The organism is Saccharothrix violaceirubra, assembly GCF_014203755.1.
GTDB classification, from domain to species: Bacteria; Actinomycetota; Actinomycetes; order Mycobacteriales; family Pseudonocardiaceae; genus Actinosynnema; species Actinosynnema violaceirubrum.
Genome location: NZ_JACHJS010000001.1, coordinates 2641433 through 2661446 on the forward strand (window position 1 = coordinate 2641433; position 20014 = coordinate 2661446).

Consider the following 20014-nt stretch of genomic DNA (forward strand, 5'->3'; position numbering starts at 1 on the left):
GAAGAGGTGTGATCGTGTCGGTGTCTGTCGACGACCACCTGGTGGCCGGACGCTACCGCCTGGACGAGGCGGATCGCGGTAGGGAGATCCGCCGGGCGTGGGACACGCTCCTCCGCCGACCCGTCGCCCTCAGATTCGTGGACTCCTCGCCGGGAGTGGAGAACGGGATACGCACGCTGGCGGCGTTGCAGCACCCGGCGCTGCCCCAGGTTTACGACGCCGGTGCCGGTTATGTGGTGACCCACTACGCGGGGCCGCGCACGTTGGCGGGCACGCCCCCGTTGCCGTTGCCCGAGGTGCGGCGGATCGGGGTGCGGTTGGCGGATGCGTTGGCGCACCTGCATTCGTACGGACTGGTGCACCGTGATCTTCAGCCCGCGACGGTCCGGATCGACGCCTCGGACGAGCCCTGTCTGGCGGATTTCTCACCTTGGTCGGGGGTGCAGGGTGTCGGGTACCTGTCGCCGGAACAGGTGCGGGGGCAACGGATCGGGCCTGCTTCCGACGTCTACGCGTTGGGACTGGTCCTGTTGGAATGCCTTACGGGGCACCAGGAGTACGGGACTCCCGAGGAGCGGTTGCGTCGGCCACCCGTGGTGCCGCGGACGTTGCCGCCCGGGGTGGTCCGGGAGTTGTCGTTGATGACGGCGTTGTCGCCGCGGCGACGGCCGGCGGCGGGTGAGTGCGCTCGGCGGCTTCGTGAGGTCGATCTGACCAGGGTGGGGGGACGGGTCGGGCGGCGGCTCGCGGCGGCTTCGGTGACGGCGGTGTTGGGGTTGGGTGGTGCGCTTTGGGCGTCCCATTCGGCCAGTCCGACGATCTCGGCGCCGGCGCCTGATTCGTCTGTGGCCCATGGGTATTGAGGGTCGTTGGTGGTGTGTGGGGTGGTGCGGATTCGGCGTCAGGGGGTTCGTCTGCGGCCTAGGCTGCGGGGTGGTGGGGGTTCGGTTTCGTCTTCTTCTTTGTTGTTGGTGGCGTGGTAGTCGCTCAGCCAGCCGGTGGCGCGGTAGTCGCCGCGTCTGGTGAACACGGCTATGCCGGTGTCGGGGTCGGTGCCTTCCGGGTAGGGCACGGTGGTCGTGTGGCTTTTGCCGTGGACGGGTGTGGTGAAGGTGTCGCCGCGCCAGGCCACGATCGAGGCGCCGGGCAGGCCGGTGGCGGTGCCCGTGTCCGGGTTCGTGGTCAGGGACGCGGTGGTGGCCCGTTCGCGGAGCAACGCCGTGTAGCCGGCGTGGTCCAGTTGTGAGCCGGCGGGTGAGCGGCCAGGTGGCCAGTCGGGGGACGTGACCCCGCGTGCGGTCGCGGAACGCCAGAGGTCGGGGACGCGGTCGGTGGCCCTGGTCGCCAGTTGTTCGCACATCCACAGCAGGCGGCCCGAGCCGCGTCGTGCGCCCAACGTCCGCCACCGCACTCTTTGGTCCAGGTCGGCGGCCACGATGGCGATCCACGGGTGCACGGTGCCGAGCACGCCCTGGGCCGCGAGCCACGCCAGGAAGCGGGGTGCCTGGTCGTAGACCGGGTACAGCGTCGACAGCGGGATGCCGCCGGCCACCCGCCTGCGGGACGTGAACACGTGCGGCGACCGTGCGGCCAGCAGCAGGCCGGCCCACGCCAGGTCGCCCGGCGCGGTCGTGGCCTGCGAACCCAGGCCCTTGACCGACGTCGTGCCGGTGATCCGGGACGTCCGCCCGCCGGCCTTGATCACGGTCGCCACGGCCGGTCGCACGTGCTCGGGGACCGGCAGGCCCGCGAGGTCGCGCACGGCGACGGACAGGACCAGGCACAACGCGTCCTCGGCCGAGTCCGGGTCGGTCGGTACCGGCAGCAGGCCCAGCGTGCGGCGCAGGCGGTGGCCGATCGCGGTCGAGACCATCATCCGGGCGGTCAGGCGGCCCGGTTCGGTGATCGCCAGGCGGTCGCCGTCGGCCGTCAGGTGGCCCTCGTCGACCAGGAAGTCCACGGCTTCGCGCACCGGTTCCGCGTCGTCGTCGCCCTGGGCGTGGGCCAGCGTCTCGACCCACCACGCCGCCGCGTCGTCGACGGTCGTGATCCGGCCCTGGAGGACCTCGGCCAGCACGTGGTCGGGCAGCGACTCCCGGATGCGCGAGTACACCGCGTAGCCGCTGACCAGCCTGGTCTGCCACGCCGCCCGCTCGGTCTCGTCGACGAGCAGGTACGACCAGCCCTCGGTCTCGCCCGCACCGACCCGGCCGGCCCGGCCGAACATCTGGAGCACGGTGGACGTGTCCAGCGGTTCGCCGCCGATCGTCGTGTCGCGCACGATCACCGCCCGCGCGGGCAGGTTCACCCCGGCCGCGACGGTCGACGTCGCCACCAGCACGTCCGCCTCCCGCGACCGGAACGCCCGCTCGGCCGCGTGCCGGTGCTCGTACCCGGCGTAGTGCAGGCGCACGCCGACCTCCGCGCACACCCGGGCCAGGCCGTCCGCGTCGTCGGCCGCCACGGTGTGCACGGCCGCGCCGCGTTCGGCGGCCACGGCCATGGCGGTCGACCGCACGTTGCGCTTGGACCCGCAGAACACGAGCACGCTGCCGCGTTCGGCCGTGTGCCGGTGCACGAGGTCGACCACGGCCTGCTCGCGCAGCCGTCCCGACGCCCCGAACGCGGACGACGCCGGGAGCGTGGGCAACTGCCACGTCACGCGCGAGGGTCGCCACGTGGTCGTGACCAGGTCGGCCTCCAGCCACTCGGCCAGCTCGGCGGCGTTGGACACGGTCGCGGACAGGCCCACGATCCGCACCGGCGAGTCCGCGCCGCGCACGCGGGCCAGCAGCGCTTCCAGCAGCGCGCCGCGACCGGGCGAACCGAGCAGGTGGATCTCGTCGACGACCAGGCACCCGACCTCGCCGATGGCGGCCTGGAGCGAGGACGCCCGGCAGATCGCCTCGAACTTCTCCGTGGTGGCCACCCACAGGTCGGCGGCCTTGACCGCCTCGACGTCGACCGCGTACTCGCCGGACAGCCGCTCCACGCGCAGACCCTGGTCGCGCCAGGTCTCCAGTTCGCGGTCCAGTTCGTCGGTCAGCGACCGCTGCGGGACCAGCCAGGCTGCCTTGCGCCCCTCGTCGAGGACTGCCCGCAACACCGCGAGCATGCCCATGGTCGTCTTGCCCGCACCGGTCGGCGCGGTGACGACGACGTGCGAGTCCCCGTCGAGCAGGTGCGGCGCGGCCTGCGCCTGGGCCGGGTTGAGCAGCGGGAACGGCAGGTACCGCGCCCAGCGCGCGGGCACCGGGACGGGGTCGGGGACCGAGGCGGCCACCGGGTCGTGCAGGTTCCACGCGGTCTCGAACGCCAACCGCGCCGCGACCGCACCGTCACCCCCGACAGGCTCGCAGTCGTCCGCGACCACCCCGCCGAGCTGCGACAACGCCGCCTGGGCCCGGCCCGCGACCACCGTTTCGTGCTCGACCCAGTGCCGCACGGACCGGTGCGGGACACCGCGCGCGTCGAGCCGTGCCCGGAGGCCGTCGAACGCGGGCAGGTCGGGCAGCAGGACCCGCGCGTCGACGTCGGCGCCGAGGTCGGGTACCGCCAGGTCGGGATCGGCGGACTTGCACCACCACACCGGTCGCGGGTCGACCGAGGCCGCGACGCCGGGCGGCAACTCGGGCGCGGCGGCCTTGGCCGCCGCCGGTTCCGACCCGCCGAGGACGGACCGGATGCGGGCCGCCATGGCGATCGTGGACAGCCGTCGGCCGGGTGGGCGTGCGCCCGATCCGCCCGGCCCCGAGTCGCGGGGTGAGGTGGGGGTGCGGTCGGTGTCCCCGGCGGCAGCGGCAATGGTGGCCGTGTCGGGCGTGGTGTGGCGGCGGTCGTGCGGGGACGGTGCGGGGTGACCGGTGTCGGGAGCGGTCGGGGTGGGCCTTCGGGACGCCGGCCGCCCGGCTTGGGGGTCGGTGGCGTCGGGTGGTCCGGGGTCGTGCGGGGTCGTGGTGCGGTGGTCGGGCCGTCGGGATGTCGACGGCCGGGCTCGGGAATCGGTCGAGGTCGGTCGACCCGAGTCGCGCGGGGGTGGGGTGGCGGCTGTGCCCGGCACGGTCGAGGTGGGCCGGTCGGCCGTGGCGTCGGAATCCGCCACCGGGTCGGGCCCGGTCCGGTCGGGAACGGGGCGGTGGTGGGCAGGCCGGTCGAGGGCGGGGCGGTCAGGGGTGGACCGCCCGGGTACCGGCCGGTCGGGGCGGCGGGAATGGGTCCGTCCGGTGCCGGTGCGGTCCTGGTGGTCGGGTTCGTGCTGGTCAGGCGTGGTGGAGTGGGTGCGGCCGGGCGTGTTTCGGATCGGGTCCGTGCCAGTCGACGGGGTGGTTGCGGGGGAGTCGCGGCGGCGGTCGGCGGCCAGTTCGGCCAGCAGGGCGTCCTCGGCCAGGCGGCGGGAGACGGCGGCCGGGCGCAGGTCGCCGAGCACCGACTTCTGCGCGAGCTTCAGCTCCCGCAGCGTGAACGACGCCGGGCACGTCGGGCACACGACCGCGGCCTGGAGCTGTTGGCGACCGCGGTCCGGGTGCGCGCGGTACAGGCCGTGCAGTTCGCCCGAGCACGTGGGGCAACTCCGGTCCAGCGGCACGGGCGAGAGCTGCCAGCCCGGTTCCGCGTAGCGGGCGATCGCGGGTTCCGGGCGGACGCCCCAACGCGCCTCGACCACGCCCGCCACCGACGTGTCCACCCGCTCACCACCCCTCCGTCACCTCTCTGGCACGCGTCCGCACCGCGACTTTAGGCGGTGGCACCGACAGCGAAGACCGCACCCGAAACGCACCAGGAGCAGAACCGGACCACGACCCGACGGCCGAGAACCTGGTGACACAACGAAATCCACCGGATACAGGGAGTCGGAAATGAACATCATCGCCCGCCGCATCGCCACCGCCGCCATCGCCACCGGCATCGCCGTCACCGCGTTCCTCAGCGCGAACGCCGCCGCGAACGCCGCCACCACGCCCCCCAGCTTCGAGGCCCAGGTGCTGACCCTGACCAACAAGGAGCGCGCCACCGCCGGCTGCCCGGCCCTCGCCGCGAACGCCCAGCTCAACGCCTCGGCCAAGGCCCACAACGACGAGATGGCCAAGACCGGCAAGATGACCCACACCGGACTGGACGGCAGCACCCCGTCGCAGCGCATCGACAACGCCGGCTACTACTGGAAGATGGCGGGCGAGAACGTCGCCGTCGGCCAGAAGACCCCGGAGCAGGTCGTCAAGGACTGGATGAAGAGCCCGGCCCACCGCGCCAACATGCTCAACTGCGGCTTCAAGGACCTGGGTGTCGCCTACACCGTCGACGCCAAGAAGAAGGCGTACTGGACCCAGAACTTCGGCACCCGCTGACCGCTAGCGCGAGTCGTAGCGGTACCCCATCCCGCGTGCGGCCCGGATCGGCGAATCATCGGCCGACCAGCCCAGCTTGCGCCGCAACCGCATCACCGCGAACTTCACCTTCTCCGCTCCGATCCCCGTAGGGTCGTTCCAGACCTTGTCCATCAACTGCACGGGTGAGAGCACAGCCCCCCGATGCTGGACGAAGACCGCGAGCAGCTTGTACTCGGTGGCGTTGACCTCCACTTCCGCCCCGTTGACGAACACCCGACGTGCCCGGTGGTCCAACCGCACCACGCCGTCGTCGTAGACGTCCCCCTTGTCACCACCACCGGCCGACTCGGCCCGCCGCAGGATCGCGTCGATCCTGGCGAGCAGTTCCTTCGCCGAGAACGGCTTGGTGAGGTAGTCGTCCGCCCCACCCCGCAGGCCCCGCACCTTGTCGGCCTCCATGCCGTGGGCGGTGAGCAGCAGAACGGGAACATCGCTCACATCCCGGATGCGCTCCAGCACCATCCAGCCGTCCATCACCGGCAGGCCGATGTCCAGCAGCACCAGCGCCGGTTTGGCATCGTGGAGTCTGCGCAGCCCGGTCTTGCCGTCCTCGGCCACGAGCACCTCGTGGCCCTCGGCTTCGAGATTGAGCCGCAACGCCAACGCGATGTCCGGTTCGTCCTCCACCACGAGCACGGTGCTCATCGACTGGCCCTCCCCACCACGGAAAGTGTCACCTTACGAAGCGGGAGACCGGTCCGATCCGTAATGGGCTTGGTACGACGTTTTTTCACCGGTTCGAGTGGAGCCTGCCGATCCACCCGGTGCGGCTCGACCGGAGATGCGGTCGTTTCACGATGAGGTGGTGTGCCGCCGCCCCACTTGCCCGCCCGGGAGACCGACCATGCGCGATCACCAGTCCGACCCGTTCGACGTCGCCGCCGCCGTGCGCGTCGTCACCCGGGCCGGTCGCACCGCGCGCACAGCCGCCGTCGAGGTGCTGATGTCGGTGCCGGGGGTGCGGTCCGCACGGGTGGCCGGCGAGAAGCCGTGGCTCGGCGACGTCGTGGTGCCGCTCGAACTCGGCGGCGCGCTCGTCGTGACGTCCGACGAGGTGGACGGCCGGCTCGAGACCCTGGTCGACGCGGTGGCCGCCGCGTTGGACGCGGTCCGCTTCCCCAGCGACGGCGAGACGTTGCGCGACGCGGTCATCGCGGAGATGCCGGCGATGGTCTGCCTGTTCGACCCCGAGGGCCTGCTGTCCTGGTCGAACCTCGTCCGGTGGCCCGACGGCACCCCGTTGCACTACGGCGAGTCACGGCTGGACGCGATCGCGACCCAGGTTCATCCCGACGACCAGGCGGACGTCACCCGGTTGATGGGCGAACTCGCGCCAGGTGACACGGCGCGCTTCTCCGCCCGGGTGCGGAAGGACAACGGCGGGTGGCAGGTCCTCGACATCACGCTGCTGGAGCGCACCAACGACCCGGTGATCCACGGCATGGTCGCGTTCGCCAACGACGTGACCGCGCTGCACGAGGCCGAAGACCGGGTGCGCGCGACCGTGACCCGGCTGTCTTCACTGGTCGAAGCCCTGGACGTGGGCGTACTCGTGCAGGACGCCGAGGGGCGGCTGCTGGTGTCGAACACCGCGCTGGGCGCGATCGCCGGTCTGTCCGGCGCACCCGAGGACATGGTGGGCATGGCCCGGGACGAGCTGCGCACGCTGCGGACCCGGCCCGAGGCCGACTACGCGCGGCTGGACCAGTTGTCGCAGCGGTGCATGCAGGACCGCATCCCGGTGCACGGCGTGGTCGTGCCGTTGGGCGACGACCGGGCGCTGGAGCTGGACTTCCTGCCGATCGGCCTCGACGACCGGGGCCTCGGGCAGATGTGGGTGCTGCGGGACATCACCGAGCAGGTCGGGCTGCGACAGGCGCTGGAGCGGCGCAACGCGGAGCTGTCGCGGCTGTCGTCGTTGAAGACCGAGTTCCTGTCGGTGGTGTCGCACGAACTGCGCACGCCGCTGACCGCGTTGACCTCGCTGACGCCGGTGCTCGTCGCGGACCAGCCGGACGGGATACGGGTGGTGGCCGAGGCGGTCGAGCGCAACGTGACGCGGATGGCCACGCTGGTCGAGACGCTGCTGTTCCTGGCCGGGGTCGAGTCGCACAGCCTGGAGATGGCGACCATCGACGCGGACGCGGACGTGCTCGTGCGCATGGAGGTGGACGCGTTGCGCGCACTGGCCGCGACGTCGTCGGTCACGCTGGAGCTGGAACCGGCACCGGAGCGCACCCTCGTGCACGCCGACCCGGCGCTGTTCAGCCGCATGGTGCACCACGTCGTCGCCGCCGGGATCGGGTCGTCGCCGGCCGGCGGGCGCGTGAAGGTGCGCACGAGCGCGCGGCGGCCGGGTGTCTGGGCGGTCGAGGTGACCGACCAGGTGCCGCTGACCGTGCAGGCCGGTCGCCTGTTCACGACCGTGCCCCGGGGCAACCGCAGTCCGGATCCGCTGATCGGCTCGGGGCTCGGGCTTGCCCTGGCCAGGGCGATCGCCGAACGGCACGGCGGCGCGATCTACCTCGAACCGTCGCCCGAGGGCGGTACGACGGTCCGGGTCGAACTCCCGGCCTGAGTGGCGTAGATCACGGCAACCTTCGTCTGAGTGAACGATCGGTTACCGTTGGTCCAACGGCCGGTGTCGTGGCCGTACTTGGGGGATCGACCGCATTCGCACGCCCGGCACGCTCCGGGCGCAGCCGGTGTGCGTTCGTGGCGCGATCACAACTGAAGACAGGAATCGGGGGATTCTTGACCATGGCGAAACTCATCATCGCCAACAGCCGCACAGAAGAGATGGTCGGCGACCTTTCGCTGCTCACGCCGGACGAGCGCGTCGCCGGCGGGTGGGGTGCGCAGCGCCTGTTCTGGTTCGCGTCCGACGGCGACGTGCTCGTGCTGCCGTGGGTCGCCCAGGACCGGTACGTGGACTACGTGCTCGGCCTGACCGGCACCGACCGGGCGAGCCTGACGCTGGTCGTGCCGCCCACCGGGTACCTGGGCGAGGAACTGCTCACGCCCGACCGCCTGGCGGACGAGGGGTTCCGCGCGCGGCTGCGGGAAGCGTTGGCGGGCAAGGGGATCGACCGGATCGTGACGGCCTACGACGACGCGTACGTCGTGGACCTCGCCAAGCACCTGGGCATCGAGCACGCGCTGCCCGGCTTCGCCTTCAGCGAGCAGGGCGGCGACGCGCTGGTCAACAGCAAGGCCGCGTTCCGCGCGGTGGCGGCGGGCGTGGGCGTGGCGATCGCGCCCGGCACGATCGCGGGCCGCCCGGAACTCGCCGAGAGCACGATCGGCGCGATCCTCGGCCGCGGCGACAGCGTGATCGTGAAGAAGGAGTTCGCCGGCGGCGGGTTCGGCAACGAGATCCTGGCGACCGACGCGACCGTACGGCCCGCCGGCGCGCGCAACGTCGTGCTGCTGGCCGACGCGGACGCGATCAAGGCGTACGTCGCCGAGAAGTGGTCGTGGCTCACCGGCGGGCGGGACGACCGGCTCGTGATCGAGCAGTACTTCACCGGCTCGGCGACCGTGTACGCGGAGTTCGTCGTGGCCGACGACGCGAGCCACCTGCTGGGCACGGGGGAGATCCTCATGGAACCCGTGGCGATCGGCGAGATCGTGCCGCCGCGGTCGATCACGCCCGAGCAGCACGTCGAGCTGGTGGACGCCGGACGCCGGTTGTGCGACGCCTTCCGGGGACTGGGCTACCGGGGCAACATCAGCGCCGACGCGATCCGGACCGGGGACGGGCGGATCGTGTTCAGCGAGACCAACGGGCGGCTGACCGGGTCGACCCACCTGCACGCCGTGCTGCGGGACCGCATGCTGCGCCCGGATTTCCGGGGCGAGCGGGTCATGGTGGAACGGGCGGTGTGGAGCGTGCCGTCGTTCGAGGGCGCGGTGGACGCGCTCGTCGCGGCCGGGCTCGCGTTCGACCCGGAGACCGGGACCGGCGTCGTGCTGACCGGGAACTACGTGCCGGTCAACGGCAAGGTCATGTACTGCGTGGTGGGCAAGGACTTCGAGTCCGCCGAGGCGGTCGCGGCGTCCCTGGCGGGCTTGGCGGTCGCCCGATGACGGTCGGGCAACTGGTCACCGGCCACGACGGGGCGGCGACGCGTCCGGCCGTGCACTCGTGGGACGAGTTCACCGCGTTGCACGAGGTGGTCGTGGGCGACGCGACCGGCGCGCACCTGCCGGACCTGGTGCGGGACCGGTCGGCGTGGCTCAACTACTACCCGGACCTGGACGCGTCGTCGCTCCGTGAGGTCCACAGTGGACTGATGCCGCGGTGGATCGTCGACGAGACGAACGAGGACCTCGCCGGGTTGGTGGAGGTGCTGGAGCAGTTCGGCGTGACCGTGCGCAGGCCCGCGGTCGTGGACCACGCGGCGGGGTTCGGCACGCCGGAGTGGTCCACGACGGGGTTCAGCTGCTACTGCCCGCGTGACCTCACGCTGGTCGTCGGGTCGACGCTGATCGAGACGCCCAGTCCGGCGCGGTCGCGGTACTTCGAGCAGTTCGGGTTGCGCCCGCTGTTCCAGGACTACCTGCGGCAGGGCGCGACGTGGCTGGCCGCGCCGCGCCCGCGACTGGCCGACGAGCTGTTCCCGCTCGACGCGGACGGCCTGCCGTACCTGGGCGAGGCCGAGGCCGCGTTCGAGGCGGCCAACGTGCTGCGGCTCGGCCGGGACGTGCTCTACCAGGTGTCGCGCAGCGGCAACGAGGCCGGCCTGCGCTGGCTGGAGTCGACGCTGCGGCTGCTCGGCGACGTGCGCGTGCACCCGTTGCGTGACGTCTACGGGTACACGCACATCGACAGCACGATCGCGTTCCTGCGGCCGGGACTGGTCCTGCTCAACCCGTCGCGGATCACGCCGGCGGAGATCCCGGCGCCGCTGGCGGGCTGGGACGTCGTGTGGTGCCCGCCCGTCGAGGACCGGCCGATGGCGGCGGCGCACGGCCTGAGCGGGCCGTGGATCAGCATGAACCTGCTGATGCTCGACGAGCGGCACGCGGTCGTGGACGCCGACCAGCCCGCGCTGCTGCGCGCGTTGGAGCGGCACGGCATCACGGTCGTGCCGCACCGGCTGCGGCACCAGCGGGTGCTCGGCGGCGGGTTCCACTGCGTCACCCTCGACGTGGTGCGCGCCGGTGGTCCGGAGAACTACCTCGACTGAAGGCGGACGACGTTGTTCCACGCGGTGAAGCGCACCCCGTACTGGCCGGTGCTGACGCACCCGGTGTTGCGCAAGGTGTTGCCGGGCATCGGGGTGTCCAGCATCGGCGACGGCATGAGCACGATCGCGATCGCGTGGCTGGCGCTGCTCCTGGCACCCGCAGACCAGAAGGGGCTGTGGGTCGCGCTGGCCGCGGCGGCGTACGTGCTGCCCGGCGCGATCGGCGCGGTGGCGTTCGAACGGTGGCTGCGCGGCCGGTCCGGCGCGCAGCTCGCCGGGTGGGACGCCGTGCTGCGGGCGGTGGTGCTGGGCGCGATCGCCGTCGTGCACTTCGTCGGCCTGCTCACGCCGATGGTGTTCGTGGTGCTGCTGGCGGTGTCGTCGCTGCTGGCCGCGTGGGGCAAAGCCGGGCGGTACACGCTGCTGGCCGAGCTGCTGCCCGAGGAGCACGTGCTGGCGGGCAACGCCGTGGTCAACGTGCTGCTGGAGTTCTCGACGGTCGGCGGGCCGCCGCTGGCGGCGTTGCTGATCGCGTGGGCGGGCCCGGCGGCGGTGATCGCGCTCGACGCGGCCACCTTCGCCGTGCTCGCCCTGACCTACCGCGCGGCCGTGCCGCCGTCGGCGCGGGAGACCCGGATCAAGGCGCCGGCGTCCCGGTCGACCGGGCTGCGGACCATCCTGTCGAACCCGGAACTGGTCGGGTTGATGGTGCTGTCGTTCGGGTTCTTCCTGTTCTTCGGGCCGGTGACGGTGGCCCTGCCGGTGCACGTGTCGGAGGACCTGCACGGGACGGCGGTGCAATTGGCCGGGTACTACACGGCGTTCGGCATCGGTGCGGTGCTGGGCGCGATCGTGGCCGGGTACCTGAAGAACTGGCCGATGCGCGTGACGACGGTCGGCATCGTGCTGGGCTTCGGGCTGGCACTGCTGCCGTTGGGGTTGAGTCCGTCCACTGTGGTCGGATGGATCGCGTTCGGTCTGTGCGGCCTGATCTGGGGGCCGTTCCCGTCGACCACGACGGTGCTGTTCCAGCGGGCCGTGCCGGCGGACGGGCTGGCTCCCGTGCTGGCCGCGCGCGGAGCCGTGATGTCGTTGGCGGGTCCGGCGGGCGCGCTCGTGGGCGCTCCGGCCGTGGTGTTGTTGACGGCGCAGGGCACTCTCGCCGCGGCGGCCGTGGGCATGATCGTGCTGGCGGGCCTGACCGCGGCGTTCTTCCTGGCGTCGCATCGGAAGCGGGTCGTGGACGTGGTCGGCTGAGCGGCGGTCGCCTGACTTTTTCCTCTCGCGAGGAATCGTCATGTTGATCCGATCGGGCCTATGCGGCACTTGTCGGTGCCCATGGGTTCGACCCCGTGCACGCCTTGGGGAAGGCGAATCGCACAGGGGGAATTGAATATGTGGAACAGCCGAATACGCCGTGCTTCGACGGCGGTGATCAGTGCTGCGCTGATCGTCCTGGGAGGACTTCCGGTCGCGGCCCATGCCTCGCCGGCGGACGAGACCGAGTCGGCCGAGGTCTATGTGATCGAGGACGGCGAAACCGCCAGGGCCGTCGCTTCGGCGGCCGATCCCGGTGCTGCGGCCAAGGCGGCGGGTATCGCGCCGTTACCGCAGGTGGGGGATGAGGCAGTCAGGTCGGAAGTGGCAGTTTCCGCGGCGGAGGAATCCTACGTCGTCGACAGCGAACGGTTCGACCGCGGTGCCAAGCCGGAAGATCCGTACCAGTACGCGGATCGCGACCAGTGCCGGTCGAACGAGAAGTCCGACCGTTACCAGGGGTGGATCAAGAATCGCTATTCCTACTGCAAGGTCGAACTGGTCTACGTACCCGTCGTCAGTTGCAGCATCTTTCCGCCCCGATGCGCTGTCCGGGACGAGTACCTGGCATGGCACACGGTCGTCGGAGAGGGGAAGATCGGTTCGTACCGGGCTGATTCGTTCGACCGCTGGGCACGTTTCACCATCCACGTCTCGCCGGTGACGATCATCGGTCGGTTCGGCACGTCGGGTGCGCGGTTGGCCGTCGGCATGGAGTGCGAGGGCCGCTATCGCGACCCGGTACCCAGGACGCCGAGGGCCGCGTGCCGCACAGGCGAGGAGAACGGTCGCGACGACACGGTTCCGGGGTGGCGGGCCAACGGCGAGGCGACGATCGAGTTGGTGTCCGAGGCGGACAAACCGGCGGCCGAGCGCACCGCCCAGATCGCGATCGGCATCTTCAAGCCCAGGATCAACCTGAGTTGGCAACCCCTGGGCAGGCGCAACTGGCGGATGCCGGAAGGCGGGATGCGGTTCGACAGTGCCTGGTACGCCTCCCAGGCGACGGCAGAGCAGCTTGGTTCGGTATTCGACCGGGCGCGATCCGGAATGAGCTACCGGCTCGGCGACCCGAAGGTCGCCGGACTGGCCGCACACATCGACGACGCCCGGCGCAATCCCGACGGCACCCTTCCACCGGCGTCCGGGAAGCGGTTGCCGGGAGCGACGGCGGACGACCCGATTCGTCGGCTCGCCCGCCGTGCCGGGCAGGCGCAGGCCGATCGGTACCAGGACAACATCGACCTGACCCGGAACGGCTACTGCCGGACCGGTATGCCCCCGAAACCGCCCACGGGTTCGTTCGACTGCGACGAGTATCCGTTCGCCTCCACTTGTGAAGGGGCAGGCCGGGCCAAGCACGAAGGTGCGCAGTACAAGGACGCCTGGTCGGTACGCTGGGTCGACAGCGGTCAGAATCAGGAAGGCGGTCGTCGTCTTGGACGCTGGTACGCGAACGATCGTCTTCTCGACACGGATCCGTTCTTCGTGACGACACCCTAGGTTTGTTCGTGCCGTCCGGACGCCAAGGCGTCCGGACGGCATCGGCGTCGACCTGCTGGCTCAAGCGGGCCAGAAGCTGACTAATGCGTACGCCTCGGGTTCGGTTGTCGACGGGGGTGCGGGTCGCCAACCCAGGCGGGCGCGGTAACGGCCTGCGGGGACCGTGAACACGGGTCCGGTCACGCCCGCGACTCCTTCGTCCACGGTGAAGACGCCGCTCGGCAGGTGCAGGTCGATCTCGGTGGAGTGAGGCCATTGTGCGCTGTCGAGCGGTGGCCGGTCGGTGTGCCACTCCAGGTGGAGCCGAGCCCGGACGATGTCCTCCTCGCTCTGGAACATGACGAGCGAATCGCCCGCCGCGAACCACGCGCCGGGATCGGGGATCGGGGTGTCCTCCGTCGAGTCCGGATCACCCACTCCGAACCAGTGGTGTTCCACCAGGACGTCGATCTCGGTCGACGCTTCCAACTCGGCCACGGTCATCCCGCCTCTCGTGGATCGGATGGGTCATCGTGGCGCATCCGCACGGAGGTCCGGGGAGGAATCGGGAGGACTGGTCCAGCGCGAGGCCGGACCAGTCCCCGGTCCGTCAGGGTGTCCAGACCACGTCCACCCAGTAGTTGCTGCCGCCCACGCTCCGGTCCGGGAAGCCGGCGCCGATCTGGAACACGCCGTTGCCGCCCTCGGCTCCGTGTTGGGGTGCCGTGAGCGGTTCCTGTTGGCGTGGGGCGTGCGAGAAGTACTCCACGTCCGCCGAGAAGTGGCCCGTCGGCGTCAGGTACGACACGATGTACGTCGTGTTCGCCTGTACGTTCACGGGCGTGCCGAACGTCAGCGTCTGCCAACCCGACGAGGTCTCGCCGGTGAACGTGCCGGTCGCCAGCAGTTGACCCGACGTGGTCCACAGCGAGCCCGTGTGCACGCCGGAGTTGTTGGGCCCCTTGAAGAACCGCACGCCGCGTACCTGACCCGCCGTGGACGCCTTCCACTTCACGCCCAGTTCCAGGGCGATGCCGTCACTGAGGTCCAAAGCACGCGGTGTGTCGGAATCGGTGAACAGGCCGCACGGGCACGGTTTGGGCACGACCACGTGGGTCGTCGCCACCGGCACCGAGAGGTTCAGGGAATCGTCCACGGCCCGCACGCGCAACTGTGCCGTCCCCGAAGCCAACGGCGTGTACGTGTAGCTCCACGTCCCCTGCCCGGCCTGCCAGGACGCGGGGTGCCAGCGACTCCCGCCGTCCGTCGACACCTCGACCCCGGCCACCTGTCCGGCGTCCGACACCGTGCCCGAGAACGTGTAAGGCACGCCGACCGCCGCGCCGACCGGCACGGACGTGTAGGCGACGGAAGGTGCCGTCGAGTCCGTGGTGGGCGCCGTCTGCACCAGACCCGGGCGCAAGGTCCCGCCCTGCACTCCCATGTCCGCCAGGAAGTTCACGGTCGCCTGCTGGAGGCGGACGTCCGACGTCGGCGTCAACGTCTTGTAGGCGTGCTCGTCGTCGAGCCCCCACGCCCACTGCACCGTGCCCGCGCCGAACACCAAAGACCCGCTCGGGTGCTTGTAGTACGTGATCGCGTGCGTGGCGGTGCCGCTGCCGTACACGTCGCCGTGGTTCTCCAGGATGTACTGGCCCTGCATGGTCACGCTCGTGCGCGAGAACTGCCCGACCCCGGCGGGCTGGAAGCCGTTGTCCGGCACGGTGTTCCACTCGTAGCCCAACGTGCCCGGCTGGAACGTCACCGTGTCGCCGGCCGCCAGGTTCGGCAACGTGGTCTCCCGCCACAGCCGCAGCTTGCCGTACGCGGCGGGCACCTGAAGCGAGTCCGTACGCCGTCCGTTGACCGTGAAGATGTTGCCCAGCAACGCGTTCTCCGGCCGTCCGCCGTCCTGCGGCGGGCTGTACCGGGGATCGCGCCACGTGCCGGTCCAGTCGGGGAGTCCGTCGTTCTGGCTGCCCTTGGTCTCCTTGAAGGAGGCGATCGTGCGCCAGTCGGTCTGGGACGAGTCGGTGCTCTTCTCCCACCGGGTCTTCCAGAAGATCTCGTTGCCGGTGAGGAACGCCAGGTGCACGCCCGCGTCCCGGGCCGCCTCGACGTTGGCGCGCTGCTCGTTCGACCAGTACTCGTCGTGGCCCACGGCCATGAACACCCGGTGGTTGGTGATCAGGTGGCCGCGCCGGGCGGTGTCCGCGTCCGTGGTGTAGCTCAGGTCGTACCCGTTGGACTCCAGGAACCGCAGCATCGGGTACTCGGCGTTGAAGATCGTGTTGTCGTCGCCGTCGCCCCCGGTGTTCGGCCGGTTGTAGGAGACCTTGAACGCCTGCCCGCCCGAACCCGGCCCGTCGCCGAAGTACAGGCTGTTGCCGCCGTACCGGTTGTACGCCTGCCACGTCGAGTCCGACGTCTGGAACAGGATCTTCGAGTGGCTGGTGTCGTCGCGCACGACGAACGCGATCTCGTTGCGCCCGCCGTTGTCCGACCGGGTCAGCCGCGCGTAGTAGAGGCCGGACACGGCGTCGGCGGGCACGTCCCAGCCGACGGAGACCGCCCAGTTGCCGCAGTCGATCAACGCCGTGGGCCCGTCGCGCAGGCAGTCCGGCTGGGTCTGCGGCGTGGTACGGGCGACCGTGCCGATCAGCCGGGCGCCGCGCCCGCCGTACCAGCCGAGCCGGAACACGTCGACCGTGTAGCCGGGCGCGTCGGTCTTGACCTTGAAGTCGACCCGGCCGCCCGGCGTCGCGCTGATGTCGGTGGTGAAGCCGACGACGGTCGGGTCGCGGTAGGCGACCTGCCAGTCCTGGGCTCCGGTCTTCGTGTTCTCGCAGGCCACCGCGTTGACCACGGGCTCGTCGCAGGGCGCGACGGGCGCCGACTCGGCGGCCGGGACGACGACGAGGGCGGCGGCGACGGCCGCCACGAGCGGCCGGGTCACCGCCGCCCGCACTCTCCGGCGCCGACGGGGAGACCACACCATGACTCCTCCAGCCTGGGCCGGGCGGGGACGCTCGGCACCAAGCGTGGAGTCGGAGGCTCACCATGGGTCGTTAGCCGATTACGGACAGGATGCGACATCCGTGTCCGAAGCATGGTCCGGATGCCGCATCAGCGCGCGAGGTCCGCCGAGATCAGACCCGCGCAGTCCAGCAGCGGTGGCACGAGTTCGGCACGGGCGCGCTCGAGCGTCGTGCGGGCCGCGTGCGTGGACACGTTCACGGCCGCGACCACGCGACCGGCCCGGTCGCGCACCGGGGCGGCCACGGACCGCAGGCCCTCCTCCAACTCCTGGTCGGCCAACGCCCACCCGCGCGTCCGCACCGTCGCCAGTTCGGCGCGCAGCGCCTCGGCCGAGGTGACGGTGTGCCCGGTGAACGAGGTGAAGTCGGTCGACGCCAACCGGTCGGCCTGGTCGTCGGGGTCCAGCCCGGCCAGCAGCACGTGGCCCATGGACGTGGCGTGCGCCGGGAACCGCGTGCCCACGGTGATCGACACGGTCATGATCCGCGACACCGCGCACCGCGCCACGTACACGACGTCCACCCCGTCGAGCACGGACACCGAGCACGACTCGCCGACCCGTGCGGACAGCCGTTCCAGGTGCGGCTGGGCCACGTCCGGCAGCGCCATGCCGGACAGGTACGCGTAGCCCAGGTCGAGCACGCGTGCGGTCAGCGAGAAGTGGCGCCCGTCCGCCCGCACGTAGCCCAGTTCGCACAGCGTCAGCAGGAACCGCCGGGCCGCCGCCCTGGTCAGCCCGGTGCGCCCGGCCACCTCGGTGAGCGTCAGCGCGGGCGCGTCCGCGCCGAACGCCTTGATCACCGCGAGGCCGCGTTCCAACGACCGCACGTGCTCCACGCTCACGCCTCCAGCACCACGGCCAAGCCCTGGCCGACGCCGATGCACAGCGCGGCCAGCCCCCAGCCGCCGCCGCGCCGCCGCAGCTCGTGGGCCAACTGCGTCAGCACGCGCCCGCCGGACGCGCCGAGCGGGTGGCCCAGCGCGATCGCGCCGCCGTTGACGTTGACGAGCGCGGGGTCCAGTTCCGGCCAGGAGTCCAGGCACGCCAACGACTGCGCGGCGAACGCCTCGTTCAGCTCCACCGCCGCCAGGTCCGACCAGCCGATGCCGGCCCGGCGCAGCGCGACGTTCGCGGCCTCGACCGGTCCGATGCCGAACACGTGCGGGTCGACGCCCGCCGCGCCGCGTCCGGCGACGCGGGCCAGGGGCACGGTGCCCCAGCGCCCGGCGGCCGTGTCGGTGCCCAGCAGCACGGCGGACGCGCCGTCGTTGAGCGAGGACGAGTTGCCCGCCGTGACCGTCCCCTGTGGACGGAAAGCGGGCTTGAGCGAGCCGAGCTTCGCCAGGCTCGTGTCGGCGCGGACGGTCTCGTCGCGGTCCAGGTCCGTGTCGGGCACGGGTGCGACGTGGCTCGCGTAGAAGCCGTCGTCCCACGCGCGGGCCGCGAGTGTGTGGCTGCGCAACGCGAATTCGTCCTGCCGCGTCCGGTCGATGCCGTGGCGTTCGGCCAGCAGTTCGGTGCTCTCGCCCAGCGACACGGTCCACTCGGCGGGCATCGCCGGGTTGGTCATCCGCCAGCCCAGCGTGGTCGAGTGCAGCGTGGCGTCGCCGGCCGGGAAGCCCTTCGCGGGCTTGGGCAGGACCCACGGCGCCCGGCTCATCGACTCGACACCGCCCGCGACCACGAGGTCCGCGTCGCCCACCGCGATGGTCCGCGACGCCTGCATGACCGCGTCCAGGCTCGACCCGCACAGCCGGTTCACGGTCGTGCCGGGCACGGCCGTCGGCCACCCGGCCAGCAGCGCGGCCAGCCGGCCGACGTTGCGGTTGTCCTCGCCCGCCTGGTTGGCCGCGCCGAACACGACCTCGTCGACCGCGGCCGGGTCGATCCCGGTGCGGTCCACGAGCGCGCGCAGCACGTGCGCGGCCAGGTCGTCGGGCCGGACGTGCGCCAACGCACCGCCGAACCTGCCGAACGGGGTGCGCACGCCGTCGAGCACGTACACGTCGGTGGTCACGCCGAAGCCTCCTTCAGGGCGCGCAGGGCGGCGAGTTCGTCGTCGGTCGGCGGGGGAGTACGGCCGGGTTCGGGCACGACCCGCAGGTCCCAGCCGGTGGCCGCGCGCACGTCGTCGACGGACACGCCGGGGTGCAGGTCGGTCAGGACGAGTTCGGCGGTCGCCGGGTCGGGTCGGAACACGCCCAGGTCGGTGATGACCCGGGTGGGCCCGGCACCACGCAGGCCCAGGCGTGCCCGTTCGCCTGGACCGCGACCGTGGCCGAACGACGTCACGAAGTCGACCCGGTCGACGAAGCTGCGCCGACTCTGCCGCACGACCACGAACACCTCGCCGCACGACGCCGCGATCTCGGGTGCGCCGCCCGCGCCGGGCAGGCGGACCTTGGGGGCGTGGTAGTCGCCGATGACCGTGGTGTTGATGTTGCCGAAGCGGTCGAGCTGGGCCGCGCCGAGGAAGCCGACGTCGATGCGGCCGGGCTGGAGCCAGTAGTTGAACACCTCGGGCACGCCGATCACCGCGTCGGCGGTCTCGGCGAGGATGCCGTCGCCGATCGAGGCGGGCAGGCGGTCGGGCTTGGAGCCGAGCGTGCCCGACTCGTAGATCAGCACGAGGTCCGGCGCGTGCGTGCGGCGGGCCAGGTTCGCGGCGGTGGAGGGCAGGCCGATGCCGACGAACACGCGTTGGCCGCCGGTCAGCGCGCGGGCGGCGGCGACGGTCATCATCTCGTCGGGGTCGGTCATCGGCCCTCCTTGAGCGCGGTGAGCCATTCGGTGAACGTGTCGCGGTCGCGGCTGATCGGGTCCCACGCGGCGTAGTAGGCGTTGTCGCGTTCCGAATAGCCCTGGGCGTAGGAGGGGTGCGCGCCGCCCGGCACCGCCACGACGCGCGTGACCGCCCAGGACGGGAGCACGATCGCGCCGGGCACGGGTGTGAGTTCGTCGACGATCTCCTCGACCGTGACCAGGCTGCGCTTCGCGGCCAGCACCGCTTCCTTCTGCACGCCGACCAGGCCCCAGAGCTGGACGTTGCCCGCCCGGTCGGCGCGTTGGGCGTGGATGATCGCGACGTCCGGGTTGAGCGCGGGGACGGCCGCGAGCTGTTCGCCGGTGAACGGGCACGTGATGAACTTGATCGTCGAGGTGACGTTCGGCAGGTCCGTGCCGACGTAGCCGCGCAGCACCGCGAAGGGCAGGCCCGACGCGCCCGCGACGTAGCGGTTGGCCATGCCCGCGTGGCTGTGCTCCTCGACTTCGAGGGGTCGCGGCCAGCCGTGTTCGAGGGCGTCGCGGAACCGGTGCAACGAGCCGACGCCGGGGTTGCCGCCCCACGAGAACACCAGTTTCGTCGCGCACCCGGCACCGATGAGCTGGTCGTAGACGATGTCGGGGGTCATCCGGACGAGGGTCAACCCCCGTCGACCCTGCCGGATGACCTCCTGCCCGGCGGCGACCGGGATCAGGTGCGTGAACCCTTCCAACGCCACCACGTCGCCGTCGTGCACGAGGTCGGCGACGGCCTCCGCGAGCGATCCCAATCCCCGCTCCTTGTTCGTATAGCGAACACAAGTTCTTTATAC

General features: G+C 71.5%; 15 protein-coding genes. 7 read left to right on the forward strand and 8 right to left on the reverse strand.

Annotated features, from left to right (window positions below; genetic code table 11):
* The first annotated feature begins 14 nt into the window (after nt 1-14).
* Entirely contained in the window at nt 15-863 is an 849-nt protein-coding gene (locus F4559_RS34940) for a serine/threonine-protein kinase (RefSeq protein WP_312865614.1), read from the forward strand.
* Between the two features lie 38 nt (nt 864-901).
* Here F4559_RS34940 and F4559_RS12710 read toward each other — a convergent pair whose 3' ends face one another.
* Nucleotides 902-4684 (reverse strand): DEAD/DEAH box helicase, encoded by a 3783-nt coding sequence (locus F4559_RS12710; protein WP_312865615.1) that lies wholly within the window; start codon nt 4682-4684, stop codon nt 902-904.
* A gap of 172 nt (nt 4685-4856) precedes the next feature.
* Here F4559_RS12710 and F4559_RS12715 point away from each other — a divergent pair, with 172 nt between their 5' ends.
* A complete protein-coding gene (locus F4559_RS12715) occupies nt 4857-5345 on the forward strand; it encodes a CAP domain-containing protein (RefSeq protein WP_184668644.1) in 489 nt (162 codons plus the stop codon).
* Between the two features lie 3 nt (nt 5346-5348).
* Here F4559_RS12715 and F4559_RS12720 read toward each other — a convergent pair whose 3' ends face one another.
* Complete coding sequence (locus F4559_RS12720) at nt 5349-6032, reverse strand: response regulator transcription factor (protein ID WP_184668646.1); 684 nt, start codon at nt 6030-6032, stop codon at nt 5349-5351.
* A 199-nt stretch (nt 6033-6231) separates the two neighbouring features.
* Between F4559_RS12720 and F4559_RS12725 the strand changes: the two genes are divergently transcribed.
* The 5 genes from F4559_RS12725 (at nt 6232) to F4559_RS12745 (ending at nt 13399) form a co-directional block, all read left to right on the forward strand.
* Nucleotides 6232-7965, forward strand: coding sequence for a sensor histidine kinase (locus tag F4559_RS12725; protein WP_184668648.1), 1734 nt, complete (start codon nt 6232-6234; stop codon nt 7963-7965).
* Between the two features lie 182 nt (nt 7966-8147).
* Nucleotides 8148-9476: a preATP grasp domain-containing protein gene (locus F4559_RS12730; protein ID WP_184668650.1), complete on the forward strand. Its 1329-nt coding sequence runs from the start codon at nt 8148-8150 to the stop codon at nt 9474-9476.
* Nucleotides 9473-10579: a scyllo-inosamine-4-phosphate amidinotransferase gene (locus F4559_RS12735; protein WP_184668651.1), complete on the forward strand. Its 1107-nt coding sequence runs from the start codon at nt 9473-9475 to the stop codon at nt 10577-10579. Before F4559_RS12730 ends, F4559_RS12735 begins: the two co-directional genes overlap by 4 nt.
* 24 nt (nt 10580-10603) lie before the next feature.
* Complete coding sequence (locus F4559_RS12740) at nt 10604-11836, forward strand: MFS transporter (RefSeq protein ID WP_221447212.1); 1233 nt, start codon at nt 10604-10606, stop codon at nt 11834-11836.
* A gap of 138 nt (nt 11837-11974) precedes the next feature.
* A complete protein-coding gene (locus F4559_RS12745; protein WP_184668654.1) occupies nt 11975-13399 on the forward strand; it encodes a NucA/NucB deoxyribonuclease domain-containing protein in 1425 nt (474 codons plus the stop codon).
* 60 nt (nt 13400-13459) lie between these two features.
* Here the strand turns inward: F4559_RS12745 and F4559_RS12750 are convergent, their stop codons facing one another.
* From F4559_RS12750 to F4559_RS12775, 6 genes are all read right to left on the reverse strand, one after another.
* Nucleotides 13460-13882 carry a hypothetical protein gene (locus F4559_RS12750; RefSeq protein WP_184668655.1) on the reverse strand — a complete coding sequence of 141 codons (423 nt, stop codon included), beginning with the start codon at nt 13880-13882 and terminating at the stop codon, nt 13460-13462.
* A 106-nt stretch (nt 13883-13988) separates the two neighbouring features.
* Nucleotides 13989-16376, reverse strand: a complete 2388-nt coding sequence (locus F4559_RS12755) for a DUF4082 domain-containing protein (RefSeq protein WP_184668656.1) — start codon at nt 16374-16376, stop codon at nt 13989-13991.
* A gap of 128 nt (nt 16377-16504) precedes the next feature.
* Nucleotides 16505-17260 (reverse strand): IclR family transcriptional regulator domain-containing protein, encoded by a 756-nt coding sequence (locus F4559_RS12760; protein ID WP_184668657.1) that lies wholly within the window; start codon nt 17258-17260, stop codon nt 16505-16507.
* Complete coding sequence (locus F4559_RS12765) at nt 17257-18435, reverse strand: thiolase family protein (protein ID WP_312865616.1); 1179 nt, start codon at nt 18433-18435, stop codon at nt 17257-17259. Before F4559_RS12765 ends, F4559_RS12760 begins: the two co-directional genes overlap by 4 nt.
* Nucleotides 18432-19178 (reverse strand): CoA-transferase subunit beta, encoded by a 747-nt coding sequence (locus F4559_RS12770; RefSeq protein ID WP_221447213.1) that lies wholly within the window; start codon nt 19176-19178, stop codon nt 18432-18434. Before F4559_RS12770 ends, F4559_RS12765 begins: the two co-directional genes overlap by 4 nt.
* Nucleotides 19175-19972 (reverse strand): CoA transferase subunit A, encoded by a 798-nt coding sequence (locus F4559_RS12775; RefSeq protein WP_184668659.1) that lies wholly within the window; start codon nt 19970-19972, stop codon nt 19175-19177. Before F4559_RS12775 ends, F4559_RS12770 begins: the two co-directional genes overlap by 4 nt.
* Nucleotides 19973-20014 lie beyond the last annotated feature (42 nt).

What these genes read in the sequence shown, in the direction of transcription:
- F4559_RS12720 (WP_184668646.1), bottom strand. Translation starts at nt 6,032, where the DNA reads ATGAGCACCGTGCTCGTGGTGGAGGACGAACCGGACATCGCGTTGGCG.
- F4559_RS12755 (WP_184668656.1), bottom strand. Translation starts at nt 16,376, where the DNA reads ATGGTGTGGTCTCCCCGTCGGCGCCGGAGAGTGCGGGCGGCGGTGACC.
- F4559_RS12750 (WP_184668655.1), bottom strand. Translation starts at nt 13,882, where the DNA reads ATGACCGTGGCCGAGTTGGAAGCGTCGACCGAGATCGACGTCCTGGTG.
- F4559_RS12730 (WP_184668650.1), top strand. Translation starts at nt 8,148, where the DNA reads ATGGCGAAACTCATCATCGCCAACAGCCGCACAGAAGAGATGGTCGGC.
- F4559_RS12745 (WP_184668654.1), top strand. Translation starts at nt 11,975, where the DNA reads ATGTGGAACAGCCGAATACGCCGTGCTTCGACGGCGGTGATCAGTGCT.
- F4559_RS12725 (WP_184668648.1), top strand. Translation starts at nt 6,232, where the DNA reads ATGCGCGATCACCAGTCCGACCCGTTCGACGTCGCCGCCGCCGTGCGC.
- F4559_RS12770 (WP_221447213.1), bottom strand. Translation starts at nt 19,178, where the DNA reads ATGACCGACCCCGACGAGATGATGACCGTCGCCGCCGCCCGCGCGCTG.
- F4559_RS12735 (WP_184668651.1), top strand. Translation starts at nt 9,473, where the DNA reads ATGACGGTCGGGCAACTGGTCACCGGCCACGACGGGGCGGCGACGCGT.
- F4559_RS12715 (WP_184668644.1), top strand. Translation starts at nt 4,857, where the DNA reads ATGAACATCATCGCCCGCCGCATCGCCACCGCCGCCATCGCCACCGGC.